This is a genomic window from Vibrio tasmaniensis (assembly GCF_024347635.1).
GTDB classification, from domain to species: Bacteria; Pseudomonadota; Gammaproteobacteria; order Enterobacterales; family Vibrionaceae; genus Vibrio; species Vibrio tasmaniensis.
Genome location: NZ_AP025510.1, coordinates 2072405 through 2089881, shown reverse-complemented (window position 1 = coordinate 2089881; position 17477 = coordinate 2072405). Strand labels below are relative to the sequence as shown.

The following is a 17477-nucleotide window of genomic DNA, read 5'->3' as shown; positions in this document are numbered from 1 at the left end:
CAGCCCTTTTGCTTTGTTAAGCCTTTGACCATTAGCTTATAAACAGCTGGTCTTTTATATCAGCAAACTAGGGATTAATGTTCTTTGGTAAGTCCCATTAGTGCTTGCTGTGTTTCTGTGATTTTTGCCTGCGCCGTTTGCGGAGTTAGGACCCCAATCTGCTTTTTTGCTTCTTCTTCAGTAATCCCTAGGTGACAGCACAGTAAATCGATAGCCATTTGAGTGTTAGTACCTTCAACCATGATTTTTCCCTTTTGTACATGGACTAGCCAATAATTCATCTGAAGCCACTCTAAACGGATTGTTATGCCGACACCATACGACTTAGGTCTAATAGACTAGGGGTAAGCCGAATAGGGTCTCGTAATCAAATGTTGCAATTTAATGCTTAACCTTGTTTTCTTAATCTAAGACTATATGTATAAGTAAGGATAAGTCTTCAAGGTTGGAATAAATTGCTGTCTGCCTTGTCTATAATAATAAGTTTTATAAAAACAGCTTTCATGCGGAGATAAGTAATGAAGCGAGTAATGTTGTTCCTTGCAACCAACCTAGCGGTTGTAATGGTACTAAGTGTTGTTCTTAATATTGTATACGCAGTTACAGGTATGCAACCTGGTAGCCTATCAGGCTTATTGGTGATGGCTGCAGTATTTGGTTTTGGCGGCTCATTCATTTCGTTGATGATGTCAAAGAAAATGGCGCTACGCTCGGTAGGCGGCATGGTCATCGAAAGTCCACGAAATGAAACAGAACATTGGTTGATGGAGACGGTAAGCCGTCAATCTCAACAAGTTGGTATTGGTATGCCAACAGTGGCGATCTACGACTCGCCAGACATCAACGCATTCGCGACGGGTGCTAAGCGTGACGATTCATTAGTCGCAGTCTCTACGGGTCTGCTACACAACATGACGCGTGATGAAGCTGAAGCGGTATTAGCGCATGAAGTGAGCCACATCGCAAACGGCGATATGGTGACCATGACGTTAATGCAAGGTGTAGTGAACACGTTCGTTATCTTCCTATCTCGTTTCATCGCCAACATTGTTGCGTCGAATGACAACGAAGAAGAGGGCGGCAGCAACATGATGGTGTACTTCGGTGTGTCTATGGTGTTGGAATTGGTATTTGGTTTCTTAGCAAGCTTCATTACGATGTGGTACAGCCGTCATCGTGAATTCCATGCCGATGCAGGTGCAGCGAACCTAGTGGGTAAAGAGAAGATGATTGCAGCGTTAGAGCGCCTAAAGGTGAGCCATGAGCCACAACTAGAAGGCTCTATGATGGCATTTGGTATCAATGGTAAGAAGTCTCTAACAGAGCTTCTAATGAGCCACCCACCGCTAGACAAGCGTATTGCGTCTTTACGTAACATGTAATTTCTAACACAAGCTGCTGTCGTTAAGCGGCAATATGTATTCTAAAGGCTTCCTTCGGGAGGCCTTTTTTGATCTTGGCATTCAAGAGAGTAAGTCTCTGGGAGTGATGTATCCGGGGATATGTGCCTGGTGATAGAGGGTTACTGGTGATGAAGCATTGGGATATTTATTGGTTGATATTGGACGGACTGATATGAGCAGGGCAATGATACTGGGTTGCCTTGTATTATTTTGCTGACGGTTCTTGCTTGTGATCAATACACTTTGTTCCGCTCAACAAAAAGGCTTCCACATGGGAAGCCTTAGTCTATTCTGTGATTCGAATTTCGAATCTTACAGCTTGTCAGTTAGCTCGATAGCTTGGCCGATGTAGTTCGCTGGCGTCATCTCTTTTAGACGTACTTTTTCGTCTGCAGGGATTTCAAGGCCGTCGATGAATGCACGCATACCTTCGCCATCAACACGCTTACCACGAGTTAGCTCTTTTAGCTTCTCGTATGGCTTCTCGATGCCGTAACGACGCATTACTGTTTGTACTGGTTCTGCTAGTACTTCCCAGTTCTTGTCTAGTTCAGCAAGTAGTGCAGCACGGTTAACTTCTAGCTTGCTAATACCTTTCAGAGTTGAAGTGTAAGCAATGATAGCGTAACCAACACCAACACCTAGGTTACGAAGAACCGTAGAGTCAGTAAGGTCACGTTGCCAGCGAGAAACTGGAAGTTTTTGTGCTAGGTGGCTAAATACTGCGTTAGCTAGACCAAGGTTGCCTTCAGAGTTTTCGAAGTCAATTGGGTTAACTTTGTGCGGCATTGTAGAAGAACCGATTTCGCCAGCAATAGTCTTCTGCTTGAAGTGACCAAGAGCGATGTAGCCCCAAACGTCACGGTCGAAGTCTAGAAGGATTGTGTTGAAACGAGCAATAGCATCGAATAGCTCAGCGATGTAATCGTGAGGTTCGATTTGAGTTGTGTACGGGTTCCAAGTTACGCCAAGAGATTCAGTGATGAACTCTTCGCTGAACTGGTGCCATTCCACTTCAGGGTATGCAGAAAGGTGTGCGTTGTAGTTACCTACAGCACCGTTGATTTTCGCTAGGATCTCAACGTTTTCGATTTGCTTGTATTGACGTTCCATACGGTACGCAACGTTAGCCATCTCTTTACCCATAGTAGAAGGAGAAGCTGGCTGACCGTGTGTGCGAGACAGTAATGGAATATCACGGTACTCGTTCGCAAGTGCTTTGATAGCATCAATTACGTTACGGATTTCTGGAAGAATCACTGTGTCACGAGCTTCTTTAAGCATAAGCGCGTGAGATGTGTTGTTGATGTCTTCAGAAGTACATGCAAAGTGAATAAATTCGTTTACAGCGTGAAGTTCAGGAACGCCAGCAACTTTCTCTTTCAAGAAGTACTCAACCGCTTTAACGTCGTGGTTAGTCGTGCGCTCGATCTCTTTGATACGTAGAGCATCTTCTTCACTGAAGTTAGCTGCTAGTTCATCAAGAAACTGGTTAGCTTCTGCACTGAACGCTGGTACTTCTTTGATTGCATCTGTAGCTGCAAGCTTTTGTAACCAACGAACTTCAACGATAGAGCGGTACTTTAGTAGGCCAAACTCACTAAAGATGCTGCGTAATGCAACAGTCTTGCTTCCGTAACGGCCGTCTACTGGTGAAACAGCAGTCAATGCTGACAGTTCCATGGTGTTCTCCTGAATTGAGTTTTCTAAATTTTGAGAGGTTTATACCAGTAACAATCTCAATTGTCACGCATATTGCGCAATCGTTTGCGTGAGAGTTGTATTGATACAAAAAACAAGCTCGCGACCAGGCGCGAGCTAATAAATTACATGCGAGCTAGCAGGATTTGAGCCTGCTCGATCATCTTCTTGCGACCGAAGATAAGGTGGCGACGTTTACCGCCAACTTGACGCCATAACACAGCGCTTCGAATTCCAGATAGAAGGAGTGCGCGGACCTTATGTTGGCTCGACGTCTGTTGAAGTACAGCTGGCGTACCAGAAACCTGAATACGCGGGCCGATAGGGCTCACAACATCAAGGTAGATGCTCGCTAGGTTGCTGATCATTTGCTCGTCAAACAGATCAAAGTGTTCAGTTTGACGTTCTGCAGTTTGAATGCGATCGCCAAGCTGAGACATAGAGTCGTTACGAGAAGATAGCTTACGCTCAAGTGCCATCAAGCTGATAATATAACGAGTAATATCGCTACCAGCTGGAGTACTATCGATACCTTTTACTAAGCACTCAAGGCCAAGCTTTAGGTTCGCTTCACGTCCAAATACGCCCACGGTGTTCGCTGGGTTGGTATTTAAAATGGCACTGAGTGAAGCTTCGAAGGCATCTTTATCACAATGGCCGTCTTTCGCTACTTGTTGAACCAAAGCCACAGCTTGGCAAATTCCAGCGAAAGCAATAGTACGGTCATAAAGTGTATTAGCCACGTAGTAACTCCTAGTTGTCTTCTATTGTTTGTGGTTCGTTTTATTGGTTAGATGCGCTTTTCAATGATACCACCACCAAGACATACGGTGTCTAGGTAGAACACTGCTGATTGACCTGGGGTCACCGCAATTTGTGGTTCGTCAAAAATAACCTTAATGTTTTCATCATCAATTGGGATGATTGTACAAGGAATATCGGTCTGACGGTAACGTGTTTTTACCGTGCACGTCATAACTTCAGTAATTGGTGTGCGATTTACCCAATGAAGCTGAGAAGCGATCAAACCTTCTGATTTTAGAAGAGGGTGGTCTTTACCTTGTACCGCTATCAGGACATTACGCTTAAGATCTTTTTCACCAACAAACCATGGTTCTTCATTACCGCCGCCACCTTTAGTGCCGCCGATATGTAGACCTTTACGCTGACCTAGCGTGTGGTACATCAAACCTTGGTGTTGACCAATCACTTGGCCTTCTGGTGTCTCGATGTTACCCGGTTGAGCGGGTAGGTATTTGCCTAGGAACTCAGTGAACTTACGCTCACCAATGAAGCAGATACCTGTTGAATCTTTTTTCTTCGCAGTGATCAAGTCTTGCTCTTCAGCAATGCGTCGCACTTCTGGCTTCTCTAATTCACCCACAGGGAATAGGCTGCGTGCCACTTGATCTGAGCTTAACGTATAAAGGAAATAGCTTTGGTCTTTATTGCCGTCTAGGCCACGTAGCATTTCTGGTTTTACGCCAGCATCAAGCTCTTCTTGAGTTGGGAAAGTACGACGAACGTAGTGACCCATCGCAATGTAGTCTGCGTCTAATACTTCATCCGCAAACTCTAAGAATGCTTTGAATTTGATTTCTTTGTTACAAAGAATATCTGGGTTAGGAGTACGACCTGCTTTGTATTCAGCAAGGAAGTATTCGAATACATTGTCCCAGTATTCTGCAGCAAAGTTGATAGTGTGAAGGTGGATACCTAGTTTGTCACATACCGCTTGAGCATCAGCAAGATCTTCAGCTGCCGTGCAGTATTCTTCGTTATCGTCTTCTTCCCAGTTTTTCATGAAAAGGCCTTCTACCTGATAGCCTTGTTGCTGAAGAAGATACGCCGATACTGACGAATCTACACCGCCGGACATACCGACAATTACTTTCTTTTCGCTGTTTCCAGAGCTGATATCTGACATGTCTAAACACCGTTACTATTACTTGGTCGCAGATTCTAACAGAAAGAGAAACGCCGTGACAGATCCGAGACTGGAATCACAGTTTCATTTGCACAAATAGTGCGCTGACTTCGTTAGAGAATCGCATGAACGCGAGGAGACTCGCTAGGATGTCAGATCTATATGTGGCATAGTCGCTCAAAATCCAAGACCTGAGATGAAAAATGTCTGAACAAAATGAGTTTATGCAAGAAGAACAGTTGATCGAGATTATCGAAAACCAACTTGAAGATGGCCAACCTGTGAAAGTGAAAGAGACGTTGATGCGTTTAATGATGACAGGTACTCCTCGTGAAGAGGCGATTGCGGCTATGGCATGTGCACTGGCTATTGAAGTATTTGATGTAATGAAAAACGGTGCAGAGTTTAATCAAAAACGTTACGCCGAGCATTTAGGCATGCTGCCTGATCTAAGCTTTATGGAAGGCGAATAAAAAAATAACGTAGCAAACGTTTGCTATAGTTTGAGAGATTGCCGCGTTAAATATAGCGCGGTAGAATCCGCCACCTATTTCCCCTTGACTTAGACTAGCCCTATGAAATTCCCTGGACAACGTAAATCAAAGCACTATTTTCCGGTTCACGCTCGTGACCCTTTAGTAAGCCAAGCTCAAACGAGCAAAAGAATGTCACGTACTCATATAATCGGTATTGACCAAACTTTGGTGGATATTGAAGCAAAGGTGAGTTCTGAGCTAATCGAAAAATATGGCTTAAGTAAGGGGCACTCTCTGGTTATTGGTGATGAAGCTGCTGAATCTTTGTATCAAGAATTAAAAGAACAGTGCCTGATTACCAATGAATACGCTGGTGGCACAATTGGCAATACATTACACAACTATTCAGTATTGGCGGATGACCGTTCAACACTATTGGGTGTAATGAGCCAAGATATTAAAATTGGTAGCTACGGTTACCGCTATTTATGTAATACATCAAGCAGAATGGATCTGAACCATTTACAAGGGGTAGATGGCGCAATTGGTCGCTGCTTTGCATTAATTACAGAAGATGGTGAACGTACTTTCGCAATTAGCGAAGGTCAAATGAACCAACTAAAACCAGAAAGCATCCCTGAAAAGATCTTCAAAAGTGCTTCTGCTTTAGTATTAACCGCTTATTTAGTTCGTTGTAAGCCAGGCGACCCTATGCCTGAAGCAACAATGAAAGCGATCGAATACGCGAAGAAATACGATGTGCCTGTCGTTTTAACACTTGGTACTAAATTCGTTATTCAAGATGATCCAGAGTTTTGGAAAGATTTCCTTGAACAACATGTAACCGTTGTTGCAATGAATGAAGACGAAGCTGAAGCATTAACTGGTGAAAGCGATCCTCTTGCTGCTTCAGACAAAGCACTAGATTGGGTAGACTTGGTTTTATGTACAGCAGGTCCTGTGGGCTTGTTTATGGCGGGTTACACTGAAGATGCAGTGAAGCGCGAAACATCATTACCTTTGTTACCAGGATCGATTGCTGAATTTAACCGTTATGAATTTAGCCGTCCTGCACATAAAGACTTATGTGAAAATCCAACGAAAATCTATTCACATATCGCACCTTACATGGGCGGCCCAGAAAAGATTAAGAATACTAATGGTGCCGGTGATGCTGCATTATCTGCGCTATTACATGATATGGCGGCTAATAAGTACCATAAAGAAAATGTGCCTAACTCAAGTAAGCATCAGCATTCATTCTTGACGTATTCTTCTTTCTCACAAGTTTGTAAATATTCAAACCGTGCAAGTTATGAAGTATTAGTACAGCACTCGCCACGATTATCTCGAGGCCTTCCTGAAAGAGAAGACAGTCTAGAAGAGGCGTACTGGGAAAGATAAGGTATTTTTTGATTTCTATTTCTAGTAGTGAAATATAAAAAAGGCTCCGAAAGGAGCCTTTTTTGTTTCTGTATATATTGAAGCCGTAAATAATACTTTAGTCGACTTAAATATTAATTCTATTGCTTAGTGGGTTATTGATTATTCACTTAGCAAACACGATGCCTTAAAGAGCAAACTCTTCTAGAGATTTACCAGCATCTAGTTGTTCTTGGATAGCTGAAGGCGTACGGCCTTGACCAGTCCAAGTTTTCTCATCGCCATTGCCATCTACATATTTGTATTTCGCTGGGCGAGGAGCACGTTTAGATTTTGTTGTTTTAGATTTTGCTTCACCAGAAAGTGCAGCAATAAGATCGGCAACATCAATACCGTCTTTTGCAATTTGTTCTGCGATAGCAGAAAGCTTAGCTTCTTGCTCTGCTTTTGCTGCGCGTTCTTCAGCTTCAGACTCTTGACGTTCTTGTACAACAATAGTCAGCTTGTCTAGCGCTTCTTCAAGTTGCTCAAGAGTTAATTCACGTGAGAACGCACGAAGGCTACGGATATTTAATAGAGTTTTTGTTAATTCAGACATGATATTTCCCATCAAGGTAAACTAAATAATCCTCCTAATAATAAACAGAGCTCAAGAATAAAACAAATAGTATTTCTTCTATTAGTTATTTAAATAAAAAAGTGAGACGAGACGTTTAAGTGAAAAGATAGACCTCTAATGAAATTATAATAACTATAAGGAATATCTTAATAAAATTAGGTGATATTTGATATGTGTTAGGTGGAGTAATCCACAAAAGTTGACTATTCTTCTATTGATTACTTCATTAACAAAAAGCTATTTTTCTCGGAATGATATGTTGCATTGTTGCTCTTGATGGGTACAATTGCGACTACCTGATGCGGTGCTTTGGTTAATCTGTTGCTAAACTTTGGTTTCAACGGTTAATAATGTTACCGCACGTAGAGGTGCAATTATAAAAAGTAGTTTTCGTTGGGGTGATGCCAATGAATGGAAATGAAAGGTGTAATTGCCGAAGTCAATTGTATATCTAAGCAATTTGCTGGGGTTGTGCTTAATAGGTACAACACTGCCATAGTCTTAATTTTAAACTATGGAGCGCTACTGTAGGGTTGGGTGAAGTGTTCACTTCCCTTTCGCTTAGTTCAACATGAGCTTGATAAGCCGTATCAAGTTTATCTGCAGTAGATCTCTAGCCAAATAAAAAACTGGTTTTTGAAGATCATGAATTTAATAGATTTTGCAACATCGCCTTTATCACTGCTTCCTCCCTTGGTTGCCTTGACTCTTGCTATTGTTACCCGCCGTGTATTAGTTTCCTTGGGTGTCGGTATTGTTATGGGTGCGATTCTACTTGCTGACTACTCAGTAGGTAACGCAGCTAGCTACGTCTTTACTAAAGTATCTGGTGTTTTCATCGAAGATGGTGGCATTAACACTTGGAACATGAGCATCGTCGCTTTCCTAATTATTCTTGGAATGACAACGGCATTATTAACACTTTCTGGCGGCACTCGCGCATTCGCTGAGTGGGCACAGTCTCGTGTTAAGAGCAAACGTGGCTCAAAACTACTTGCTGCATTCTTAGGTGTATTCATCTTTGTTGATGATTACTTCAACAGCTTAGCGGTAGGTGCTATCTCCCGCCCTGTAACTGACCGCTTCTACGTATCTCGCGCTAAGCTAGCTTATATCCTAGACTCAACTGCTGCTCCTATGTGTGTGATCATGCCTGCTTCTAGCTGGGGTGCTTACATTATCACTATCATTGGTGGCATCTTAGTGACACACGGTGTGACAGAGTATTCTGCACTGGGTGCTTACGTTCGCCTTATCCCAATGAACTTCTACGCTGTGTTCGCGCTATTAATGGTGTTTGCTGTTGCGTGGTTTGGTTTAGATGTTGGTAAAATGCGTGAGCATGAGATTGAAGCTTCTCAAGGCCGTGGCTTTGAAGGCGACAATGATCAAAAGCAAGCGCACGATCTAAACGAAGAGCTAGATATTCAAGAGAGCGAAAACGGTTCTGTTTCTGATCTCGTAATGCCAATCGTAGCGTTAATTGTAGCGACGGTTGCTGCAATGCTTTACACGGGTGGCCAAGCGCTTACTGCTGATGGTCAAGCATTCAACTTACTTGGCGCATTTGAAAATACGGATGTAGGTAAGTCTCTGGTTTACGGTGGTGTTATTGGTTTACTCGTTGCGCTAGCAACGGTATTCAAACAGAAACTGCCTATGGCTGATATCGCAAGAACAATGTGGATTGGTGCAAGCTCTATGTTTGGCGCTATCCTTATTCTTGTGTTTGCATGGACGATCGGTTCAGTTATCGGCGACATGAAAACAGGTTCGTACCTATCATCTTTAGCGACGGGTAACATTGATTACCACTGGCTACCAGTTATCTTGTTCCTTCTTGCAGGCCTAATGGCGTTCTCGACAGGTACATCATGGGGTACGTTCGGTATCATGCTACCTATCGCAGGTGACATGGCTGCAGCCTCTGATATCGCGCTAATTCTGCCTATGTTAAGTGCGGTTCTTGCGGGTTCTGTATTTGGTGACCACTGTTCTCCAATCTCAGACACAACGATTCTGTCTTCTACAGGTGCTCGTTGTAACCACATTGATCACGTATCGACTCAGCTTCCTTATGCGCTGTCTGTGGCGTTCGTATCGTGTATCGGCTTCATCACACTAGGTATGACATCATCAACTGGCATCGCATTCGGCGCAGCATCTCTAACGTTTGTGGCAGTATGTTTTGCATTAGCTTATTTCTCACGTTGTAAGATGGCAACGTGTAAAAGCTGATCATCACTTGATTGAATAATGAGAAGGGAGGCGTTTGCCTCCCTTTTTTTGTGCTCGTTAATTTAATTTTAAATTTCGTGAAAAAAGTTCGAATAAATGGTTGAAAAAGGGTGTCAGCTTAGTTAGTGTGGATACAAGACAGCAAACAACCTAAGAGCTGATAAGTATGCGTAAATTAGTAATGAACATTCATCACCATCATCACCCTATCTAGTCTTTCGGGGAGATTTACGTATACCCGGGAGCAAGAATTCTCCCGGAGGTTAAGTCAAAGAATTTAGATTTAAACCCTCGGGACGACAAAGTCTTCCGAGGGTTTTTTAGTTTTAGCACTTTTAAATAATCAATAAATTCAAATATTTGCACAGGGATATAGCAATGCAGACACAACGCCTAAGAATCGCAATTCAAAAGAAAGGTCGCTTAAGTAAAGAGTGCCAAGATCTACTTAAAAAATGTGGTGTTAAATTTAACATCATGGGTGAGCGTTTAGTTGTTCATTCACTAAATATGCCAATCGACTTGTTATTGGTTCGTGATGACGACATCCCAGGCCTTATCATGGATGGTGTAGTTGACCTAGGTTTCATCGGTGAAAATGAACTAGAAGAAGTTCGTCTAGACCGTGTTGCTCTTAAAGAGCCTTCAGAATTCCGCACGCTACGTCGTTTAGACTTCGGTGGTTGCCGCCTTTCTATCGCGATCAACAAAGATGAAGAGTACAACGGCCCACAAGATTTAGCTGGCAAACGTATCGCGACCACTTACCCACAATTACTGAAAGCCTACATGGACGAGCAGGGTGTTGAATTCAGCGCTTGTATGCTAACGGGCTCAGTTGAAGTTGCGCCACGTGCTGGTCTAGCAGACGCTATTGCCGATTTAGTTTCTACAGGTGCGACACTAGAAGCGAATGGCCTAAAGGAAGCAGAGGCTATCTTCCAATCTAAAGCAACACTGATTCAGCGTGTTGGTGAGTTCGATGCAGACAAAACTGCTCTGATTGAAAAACTACTGACTCGTATGCAGGGTGTTCAACAAGCAAAAGAGTCGAAGTACATCATGCTTCACGCACCAACATCTCAGCTAGAGCAAATCAAAGCATTATTGCCTGGCGCTGAAGATCCTACGGTTCTTCCACTATCAACAGACAAAGACAAAGTTGCGGTTCACCTTGTAAGTACAGAGAACTTGTTCTGGGAAACAATGGAACAGCTGAAAGAGTTGGGTGCAAGCTCAATCCTAGTATTACCAATCGAAAAAATGATGGGGTAGTGACGATGAGAACCGTTGTTTGGCAATCTTTAAGTGAATCACAGCAAGACTCGGTACTAGAGCGTCCAGCTATTACTGAAGGTGCAAACATCACAGCGACTGTTTCTGATGTGATTGCAAAAGTACGAAATGAAGGCGATGCCGCACTTAAAGAACTGACTGAAAAGTTCGATCGTGTGACTCCAGAATCCATTCGAGTTAGCTCGACTGAAATTGAAGAGGCATGTGCTCGTTTAACACCAGAAATGAAGCAAGCGTTAGAGCAAGCTTATAGCAATATTGCTAAGTTTCACGAAGCTCAGAAGCCTCAGCCCATTAAGGTTGAGACACAGCCAGGCGTTGTGTGTGAGCAAGTGACACGCGCTATTAATACTGTTGGCCTTTATATTCCGGGTGGCAGCGCGCCACTTCCGTCAACGGTTCTTATGTTAGGTGTACCCGCTCAAATCGCGGGTTGCCGCAAGGTTGTGCTTTGTTCACCTCCGCCCATCGCGGATGAAATCTTGTATGTCGCGAATCTTTGTAAAATCGATGAGGTTTACAATGTTGGTGGCGGTCAAGCCGTTGCTGCCATGGCTTACGGTACTGAAAGTGTTGCTAAGGTCGATAAGATCTTCGGTCCAGGTAACGCTTACGTAACGGAAGCGAAACGCCAAGTAAGTAACGACTTCCGTGGCGCTGCGATTGATATGCCTGCTGGCCCGTCTGAAGTGTTAGTGATTGCAGACGAAACTGCAGATGCTGACTTCATTGCTGCTGATCTACTGAGCCAAGCGGAACACGGACCAGATTCACAGGTTGTATTAGTCACACCATCACCAGTTGTTGCCGACCAAGTAACCGATGCGGTTCAGAAGCAACTGAAAGAACTGTCTCGTGCGAACATCGCTCAGCAAGCATTGGCTTCAAGCCTAATCATCATTGCTGAATCGATCACTCAAGCGATTGCAATTTCGAACTTCTACGGTCCAGAGCACTTGATTGTTCAGACCAAGAACCCACGTGAATTGCTGCCGTTACTAGACAATGCAGGTTCAATCTTCCTTGGTGACTGGTCTCCAGAGTCGGCAGGTGACTACGCATCAGGAACAAACCACGTGCTGCCGACCTACGGTTACACCAAAACCTATTCAAGCCTAGGTTTGGCTGATTTCTCTAAGCGTATGACAGTACAAGAGCTAACAGCCGATGGTTTGAAAGGCCTAGCGCCAACAGTAGTAACCATGGCGGAAGCCGAAGGCTTGGATGCACACAAACGCGCTGTGACTATCCGAGTTGAAAAATTAAATCGAGTTGAAAAGTTAAATAAAGCGAAATAAGGGTAGAGCATGGAAAAGTTAGCAAGAAAGCAAGTTCAGGCTCTGACACCTTATTTGTCTGCAAGACGCATTGGTGGCAGCGGAGATGTATGGTTGAACGCCAACGAATCTCCGTTTGATAACGAGTACAGCCTAAATCTGACTCGACTTAACCGCTACAGCGAGTGCCAGCCTAAAGAGCTGATCGATGCTTACGCTCAATACGCTGGCGTGACATCAGAGCAAACGCTGACAACACGTGGTGCTGATGAAGGTATCGAGCTTTTGATTCGTGCGTTCTGTGAGCCAAACGAAGACGCTATTCTTTACTGCCCACCCACTTACGGTATGTACGCAATCAGTGCAGAGACGATTGGTGTTGAGCGTAAAGTGGTGCCTCTGACTTCTGAATGGCAATTGGATCTTCCTGCTATTGAAGCTCAACTTGACAACGTAAAAGTGGTGTTTGTTTGTAGTCCAAATAACCCAACAGGTAACTTAGTTAACCGTAAAGACATCGTTAAACTGCTTGAAATGACACAAGACAAAGCGATTGTGGTGATGGATGAAGCGTATATCGATTTCTGCCCTGAAGCATCAACGGTGGATTTGCTTGCTCAGTATCCGAATCTAGCGATTCTTCGAACTCTCTCGAAAGCATTTGCTTTAGCGGGTTTACGTTGTGGCTTTACGCTAGCGAACAAAGAGCTTATCGATGTATTGTTAAAGGTGATTGCTCCTTATCCAGTGCCAATCCCTGTTGCTGACATTGCCGTTCAAGCACTTTCAGAGCAAGGACTAGCGCGTGCTAAGTTCCAAGTTCTGGATTTAAGTGCTAACCGAGCGTATTTACAAGCAGGTCTATTAGGTATGCCTCAAGTGACGGTATTTGATGGTTGGGGTAACTACCTACTGGTTAAATTCCCGAACGGCGATGAGTTATTTAAAGCGGCTTGGGATACGGGCATCATTTTGCGTAATTCACCAATTGAAGACTGTGTTCGTATTAGTATTGGTAATCGCGAAGAGTGCGAAAAGACACTTGGATTCATTCGTAACTTTTATCAGTAACGAAAGGTTTACCAGTAATAACATTTGCCAGTTTGAGTGGATTAATTGCAGGCTGGCAAGTGAAACCAATATTTTGGGTTAGCGTTGATTTTAGCTAGGCCAGCAGATTTAAAATTAAAAGGAAGTTCAAGTGAGTAAACAACAGAAAATACTTTTTATAGACCGTGACGGCACCTTAATTGTTGAGCCGCCAGTTGACTTTCAAGTAGACCGTTTAGACAAACTAAAATTCGAACCGTTAGTGATCCCTAGCCTACTTGCACTGCAAGATGCAGGTTATCGCTTAGTGATGGTGACTAACCAAGATGGTCTAGGCACAGATAGCTACCCGCAAGAAGAGTTCGATGCTCCACATAATATGATGATGGAGTTCTTTGAGTCTCAGGGCGTTAAGTTTGATGATGTTCTAATCTGCCCTCACTTTGATGAAGACAACTGCTCTTGCCGCAAGCCTAAGCTGGGTATGGTTAAAGAATACCTACAAGGCGGTAAAGTTGACTTCCAAAAGTCAGTCGTGATTGGCGATCGAATGACGGATCTTCAACTTGCTGAGAACATGGCAATTCGTGGTATCCAATACGGACCAGATGCGCAAACTGAAGGCACGCTTAACTGGCCACAGATCGTTAAAGATCTGACGGTTAATGCTCGTGTTGCTGAAGTGGTTCGTACCACTAAAGAAACCGACATTAAGGTAGCCGTAAACCTTGATGAAACCGGTGACAACAAGATTGATACTGGCATGGGTTTCTTCGATCACATGCTTGATCAAATCGCGACACACGGCGGTTTCCAAATGAACCTGACTGTGAAGGGCGACCTGCACATTGATGATCACCACACAGTAGAAGATACCGCACTTGCTTTAGGCCAAGCATTGAAAGATGCATTAGGCGATAAACGTGGTATTGGCCGCTTTGGTTTCAGCCTACCAATGGATGAGTGTTTGGCTCAGTGTGCGCTAGACCTTTCTGGCCGTCCATACCTGAAGTTCGATGCTAAATTCAGCCGCGAGCAAGTGGGTGACCTTTCAACAGAGATGGTGGTTCACTTCTTCCGTTCTCTAACCGATACATTGGCTTGTACGCTACACCTTTCTTCTGACGGTAATAATGATCACCACATCATTGAGAGCCTATTCAAAGCGTTTGGCCGTACTCTTCGCCAAGCAATCAAAGTTGAAGGTAACGAGTTACCAAGCAGCAAAGGCGTTCTGTAAGGCTAACGTTAGCAAGGAAAAACAATGAAAGATCAAAAAGTCGTTATTATTGATACTGGTTGTGCCAATGTTTCCTCGGTGAAGTTTGCGATTGAACGTCTAGGCTACGCAGTTGAAATTTCAAAAGAACCAGAAGTTGTTCTTGCTGCCGATAAGCTATTCCTACCCGGTGTAGGCACAGCAAGTGAGGCAATGAAGAACTTGCAAGAGCGCGACCTTGTTTCTCTTGTGAAGCAAGTAGAGAAGCCCCTGCTAGGTATTTGTTTAGGTATGCAGTTGTTAGGCAAATTGTCTCAAGAGAAAGGCCAAAAAGCTGACGAGTTAGTTGAATGCCTAGGATTGTGTGATGGCGAAGTTCGTTTACTTGAAACGGGTGATTTGCCATTACCACACATGGGTTGGAACACAGTAACCGCGACACCTAACCACCCTCTATTCAAAGATATTGAAGAGGGCGAGTACTTCTACTTTGTACACAGCTTCGCAATGCCAGTGGGTGACTACACAATCGCACAATGTGATTACGGCAATCCGTTTACTGCCGCAGTGCAAAGTGGCAACTATTATGGTGTTCAGTTCCACCCAGAACGTTCGTCAAAAGCTGGCTCTAAGCTGATTCAGAACTTCTTGGAATTGTAATAAGGATTTGGCAGCGGCTAACGTTGCCCTATAAGGAATGTAAATGATTATTCCCGCGTTAGATTTAATTGAAGGCCAAGTAGTTCGCTTATTCCAAGGGGACTACGGGCAAGTAACAGAATACAAAGTAGACCCAGCAGAGCAGTTTAATCTGTATCACCAAGCTGGCGCTGGCTGGCTGCACCTTGTTGACTTAACGGGCGCAAAAGACACAACGGCTCGTCAGTTAGACTTGATTGCTAAGCTCCTTGCTAGCACGCCTGCGAACATCCAGATTGGTGGTGGCGTGCGTAACGAACAAGATGTCGTTGATCTACTAGAAGCTGGCGCACAGCGCGTTGTGGTTGGTTCTACGGCAGTTAAGCAACCTGAGTTGGTTAAAGGTTGGATGGAGAAGTACGGTGCGGAAAAAATCGTGCTGGCTCTGGACATCAATATTGACGAAAGCGGCACACGTAAAGTCGCGATTTCAGGTTGGCAAGAAGATTCAGGCGTGACCATTGAAGCGCTAATTGAAGATTACCTCACGGTTGGCCTTAAACACGTTCTGTGTACTGATATTTCACGTGATGGCACGCTAGAAGGGTCAAACGTAGAGCTCTATGTTGATCTCTGTAAACAGTACCCACAAGTGCAATTCCAATCATCGGGTGGCATTGGCAGCCTAGCTGATATCGAAGCACTTAAAGGCAGCGGCGTTGCGGGTGTGATTGTTGGTCGTGCACTGCTTGATGGCAAGTTCACCGCAGAGGAGGCATTTGCATGTTGGCAAAGCGAATAATCCCTTGTTTGGATGTCCGTGATGGACAAGTGGTTAAGGGCGTTCAATTCCGTAATCACGAAATTATTGGTGACATCGTTCCGCTAGCACAACGCTACGCAGAAGAGGGCGCTGATGAATTAGTATTTTATGACATCACCGCATCAAGTGATGGCCGTGTGGTCGATAAAAGCTGGGTGAAACGTGTAGCAGAAGTGATTGATATTCCTTTCTGTGTGGCTGGTGGTATTAAGTCTGCGGAAGATGCAGCACGCATTCTTGAGTTTGGTGCAGATAAAGTATCCATCAACTCGCCTGCATTGGCTAACCCACAGCTAATCACTGACCTAGCTGATAAGTTCGGCGTACAGTGTATCGTTGTCGGTATCGATTCATACTTCGATAAAGAGACGGGTAAATATCAGGTTTACCAATTCACAGGCGATGAAGCGCGTACCAAAGCAACCAAGTGGGAAACCAAAGATTGGGTGCAGGAAGTACAGAAGCGTGGCGCCGGTGAGATCGTGTTAAACATGATGAACCAAGATGGCGTTCGCAACGGCTATGATATCGACCAGTTAAATATGGTACGTTCGGTGTGTAATGTACCCCTGATTGCATCAGGTGGCGCAGGTGCAATGGAACACTTTGCTGAAGCTTATAAAAAGACCAACGTGGATGGAGCACTTGCGGCTTCGGTATTCCACAAACAAGTCATCAATATTGGTGAACTTAAACAGTATTTAAAACAACAAGATGTAGAGGTGCGACTATGAGTTTTGAACCCGTAAGCTTATCAAAAACAGAAGTAGGCGCATTGTCAGAGCGTATTGATTGGGAAAAAGTCGATGGCTTAGTGCCAGCGATTGTTCAAGATTACCAGTCTAGCCAAGTGCTGATGATGGGATACATGAACCCAGCAGCACTAGAGAAAACAGGCGAGACTGGCCAAGTGACGTTTTTCTCTCGCACCAAAGAGCGCCTTTGGACGAAAGGTGAAACGTCAGGCAACGTATTGCAACTGCACAACGTCGCCTTGGACTGTGACAGCGACACCTTACTGGTTAAAGTTAATCCCATTGGTCCAACGTGCCACACAGGTACAACAACGTGTTGGGATGGAGACAAGCAAGAAGAGTCTCAGATGGTGTGGCTTCATCAGCTTGAGCAGCTATTGGCTGCCCGCAAGGACGCCGATCCTGAATCTTCTTATACTGCCAGTCTATATGCCCGTGGCACCAAGCGTATTTCGCAAAAAGTGGGCGAAGAAGGCGTTGAAGTCGCGCTTGCGGCGACGTCGGGCGATAAGGCGGAGTTAGTGTGTGAATCAGCAGATTTGATTTACCACCTAATGGTTCTTCTTCAAGATCAAGGCTTATCGATGGATGATGTGGTAAACAAGCTGAAAGAGCGTCATAAGTAAGCTCTCTTTAGATTAATAGAACCGCGTAAAAGACAGGCAAAAGCC

17 protein-coding genes, 1 riboswitch and 1 other annotated feature are annotated in these 17477 nt (G+C 44.2%); of the genes, 12 read left to right on the top strand and 5 right to left on the bottom strand.

Annotated elements, in window-relative coordinates; genetic code table 11:
• Nucleotides 1-74 precede the first annotated feature (74 nt).
• Complete coding sequence (locus tag OCV44_RS09395; protein ID WP_139684521.1) at nucleotides 75-281, bottom strand: hypothetical protein; 207 nt, start codon at nucleotides 279-281, stop codon at nucleotides 75-77.
• Between the two features lie 237 nt (nucleotides 282-518).
• On the opposite strand from OCV44_RS09395, the gene htpX reads away from it, so the two are divergent.
• Nucleotides 519-1382, top strand: coding sequence for a protease HtpX (htpX, locus tag OCV44_RS09390; RefSeq protein WP_139684522.1), 864 nt, complete (start codon nucleotides 519-521; stop codon nucleotides 1380-1382).
• Nucleotides 1383-1715: 333 nt separating this feature from the next.
• Here the strand turns inward: htpX and purB are convergent, their stop codons facing one another.
• The 3 genes from purB to mnmA all read right to left on the bottom strand — a co-directional run bounded on the left by purB (nucleotide 1716) and on the right by mnmA (nucleotide 5031).
• Complete coding sequence (gene purB / locus OCV44_RS09385; protein ID WP_139684523.1) at nucleotides 1716-3086, bottom strand: adenylosuccinate lyase; 1371 nt, start codon at nucleotides 3084-3086, stop codon at nucleotides 1716-1718.
• Nucleotides 3087-3229: 143 nt separating this feature from the next.
• Complete coding sequence (gene hflD, locus OCV44_RS09380) at nucleotides 3230-3847, bottom strand: high frequency lysogenization protein HflD (RefSeq protein WP_009848813.1); 618 nt, start codon at nucleotides 3845-3847, stop codon at nucleotides 3230-3232.
• A gap of 47 nt (nucleotides 3848-3894) precedes the next feature.
• Nucleotides 3895-5031: a tRNA 2-thiouridine(34) synthase MnmA gene (gene mnmA, locus OCV44_RS09375; protein ID WP_139684524.1), complete on the bottom strand. Its 1137-nt coding sequence runs from the start codon at nucleotides 5029-5031 to the stop codon at nucleotides 3895-3897.
• A 203-nt stretch (nucleotides 5032-5234) separates the two neighbouring features.
• Here mnmA and OCV44_RS09370 point away from each other — a divergent pair, with 203 nt between their 5' ends.
• Both OCV44_RS09370 and OCV44_RS09365 read left to right on the top strand, forming a co-directional pair.
• The gene (locus tag OCV44_RS09370) at nucleotides 5235-5504 is read left to right on the top strand and encodes a hypothetical protein (protein ID WP_004734567.1); all 270 of its coding nucleotides are present in this window, start codon (nucleotides 5235-5237) and stop codon (nucleotides 5502-5504) included.
• Nucleotides 5505-5606: 102 nt separating this feature from the next.
• Nucleotides 5607-6911 (top strand): inosine/guanosine kinase, encoded by a 1305-nt coding sequence (locus OCV44_RS09365; RefSeq protein WP_009848810.1) that lies wholly within the window; start codon nucleotides 5607-5609, stop codon nucleotides 6909-6911.
• Nucleotides 6912-7077: 166 nt separating this feature from the next.
• Here the strand turns inward: OCV44_RS09365 and OCV44_RS09360 are convergent, their stop codons facing one another.
• A complete protein-coding gene (locus tag OCV44_RS09360) occupies nucleotides 7078-7488 on the bottom strand; it encodes an H-NS family histone-like protein (protein ID WP_139684525.1) in 411 nt (136 codons plus the stop codon).
• Between the two features lie 376 nt (nucleotides 7489-7864).
• Nucleotides 7865-8042: riboswitch (Lysine riboswitch) on the top strand.
• A 112-nt stretch (nucleotides 8043-8154) separates the two neighbouring features.
• Here OCV44_RS09360 and OCV44_RS09355 point away from each other — a divergent pair.
• The 9 genes from OCV44_RS09355 to hisIE all read left to right on the top strand — a co-directional run bounded on the left by OCV44_RS09355 (nucleotide 8155) and on the right by hisIE (nucleotide 17432).
• Entirely contained in the window at nucleotides 8155-9747 is a 1593-nt protein-coding gene (locus OCV44_RS09355) for a Na+/H+ antiporter NhaC family protein (protein ID WP_139684526.1), read from the top strand.
• Between the two features lie 189 nt (nucleotides 9748-9936).
• Nucleotides 9937-10072 (top strand) — a sequence feature (His leader region).
• Between the two features lie 53 nt (nucleotides 10073-10125).
• Complete coding sequence (hisG, locus tag OCV44_RS09350; protein ID WP_004734571.1) at nucleotides 10126-11022, top strand: ATP phosphoribosyltransferase; 897 nt, start codon at nucleotides 10126-10128, stop codon at nucleotides 11020-11022.
• Nucleotides 11022-12341, top strand: a complete 1320-nt coding sequence (hisD, locus tag OCV44_RS09345; protein WP_102420519.1) for a histidinol dehydrogenase — start codon at nucleotides 11022-11024, stop codon at nucleotides 12339-12341. Before hisG ends, hisD begins: the two co-directional genes overlap by 1 nt.
• 9 nt (nucleotides 12342-12350) lie before the next feature.
• Nucleotides 12351-13391: a histidinol-phosphate transaminase gene (hisC, locus tag OCV44_RS09340; RefSeq protein ID WP_139684527.1), complete on the top strand. Its 1041-nt coding sequence runs from the start codon at nucleotides 12351-12353 to the stop codon at nucleotides 13389-13391.
• A gap of 130 nt (nucleotides 13392-13521) precedes the next feature.
• Nucleotides 13522-14610 carry a bifunctional histidinol-phosphatase/imidazoleglycerol-phosphate dehydratase HisB gene (gene hisB, locus OCV44_RS09335; RefSeq protein WP_017098159.1) on the top strand — a complete coding sequence of 363 codons (1089 nt, stop codon included), beginning with the start codon at nucleotides 13522-13524 and terminating at the stop codon, nucleotides 14608-14610.
• Nucleotides 14611-14634: 24 nt separating this feature from the next.
• Entirely contained in the window at nucleotides 14635-15249 is a 615-nt protein-coding gene (hisH, locus tag OCV44_RS09330; protein ID WP_008223538.1) for an imidazole glycerol phosphate synthase subunit HisH, read from the top strand.
• A gap of 43 nt (nucleotides 15250-15292) precedes the next feature.
• The gene (hisA, locus tag OCV44_RS09325; RefSeq protein ID WP_012604374.1) at nucleotides 15293-16030 is read left to right on the top strand and encodes a 1-(5-phosphoribosyl)-5-[(5-phosphoribosylamino)methylideneamino]imidazole-4-carboxamide isomerase; all 738 of its coding nucleotides are present in this window, start codon (nucleotides 15293-15295) and stop codon (nucleotides 16028-16030) included.
• Nucleotides 16012-16785, top strand: coding sequence for an imidazole glycerol phosphate synthase subunit HisF (hisF, locus tag OCV44_RS09320; protein WP_004734577.1), 774 nt, complete (start codon nucleotides 16012-16014; stop codon nucleotides 16783-16785). Before hisA ends, hisF begins: the two co-directional genes overlap by 19 nt.
• Entirely contained in the window at nucleotides 16782-17432 is a 651-nt protein-coding gene (gene hisIE, locus OCV44_RS09315; RefSeq protein WP_017098160.1) for a bifunctional phosphoribosyl-AMP cyclohydrolase/phosphoribosyl-ATP diphosphatase HisIE, read from the top strand. Before hisF ends, hisIE begins: the two co-directional genes overlap by 4 nt.
• Nucleotides 17433-17477: the final 45 nt, after the last annotated feature.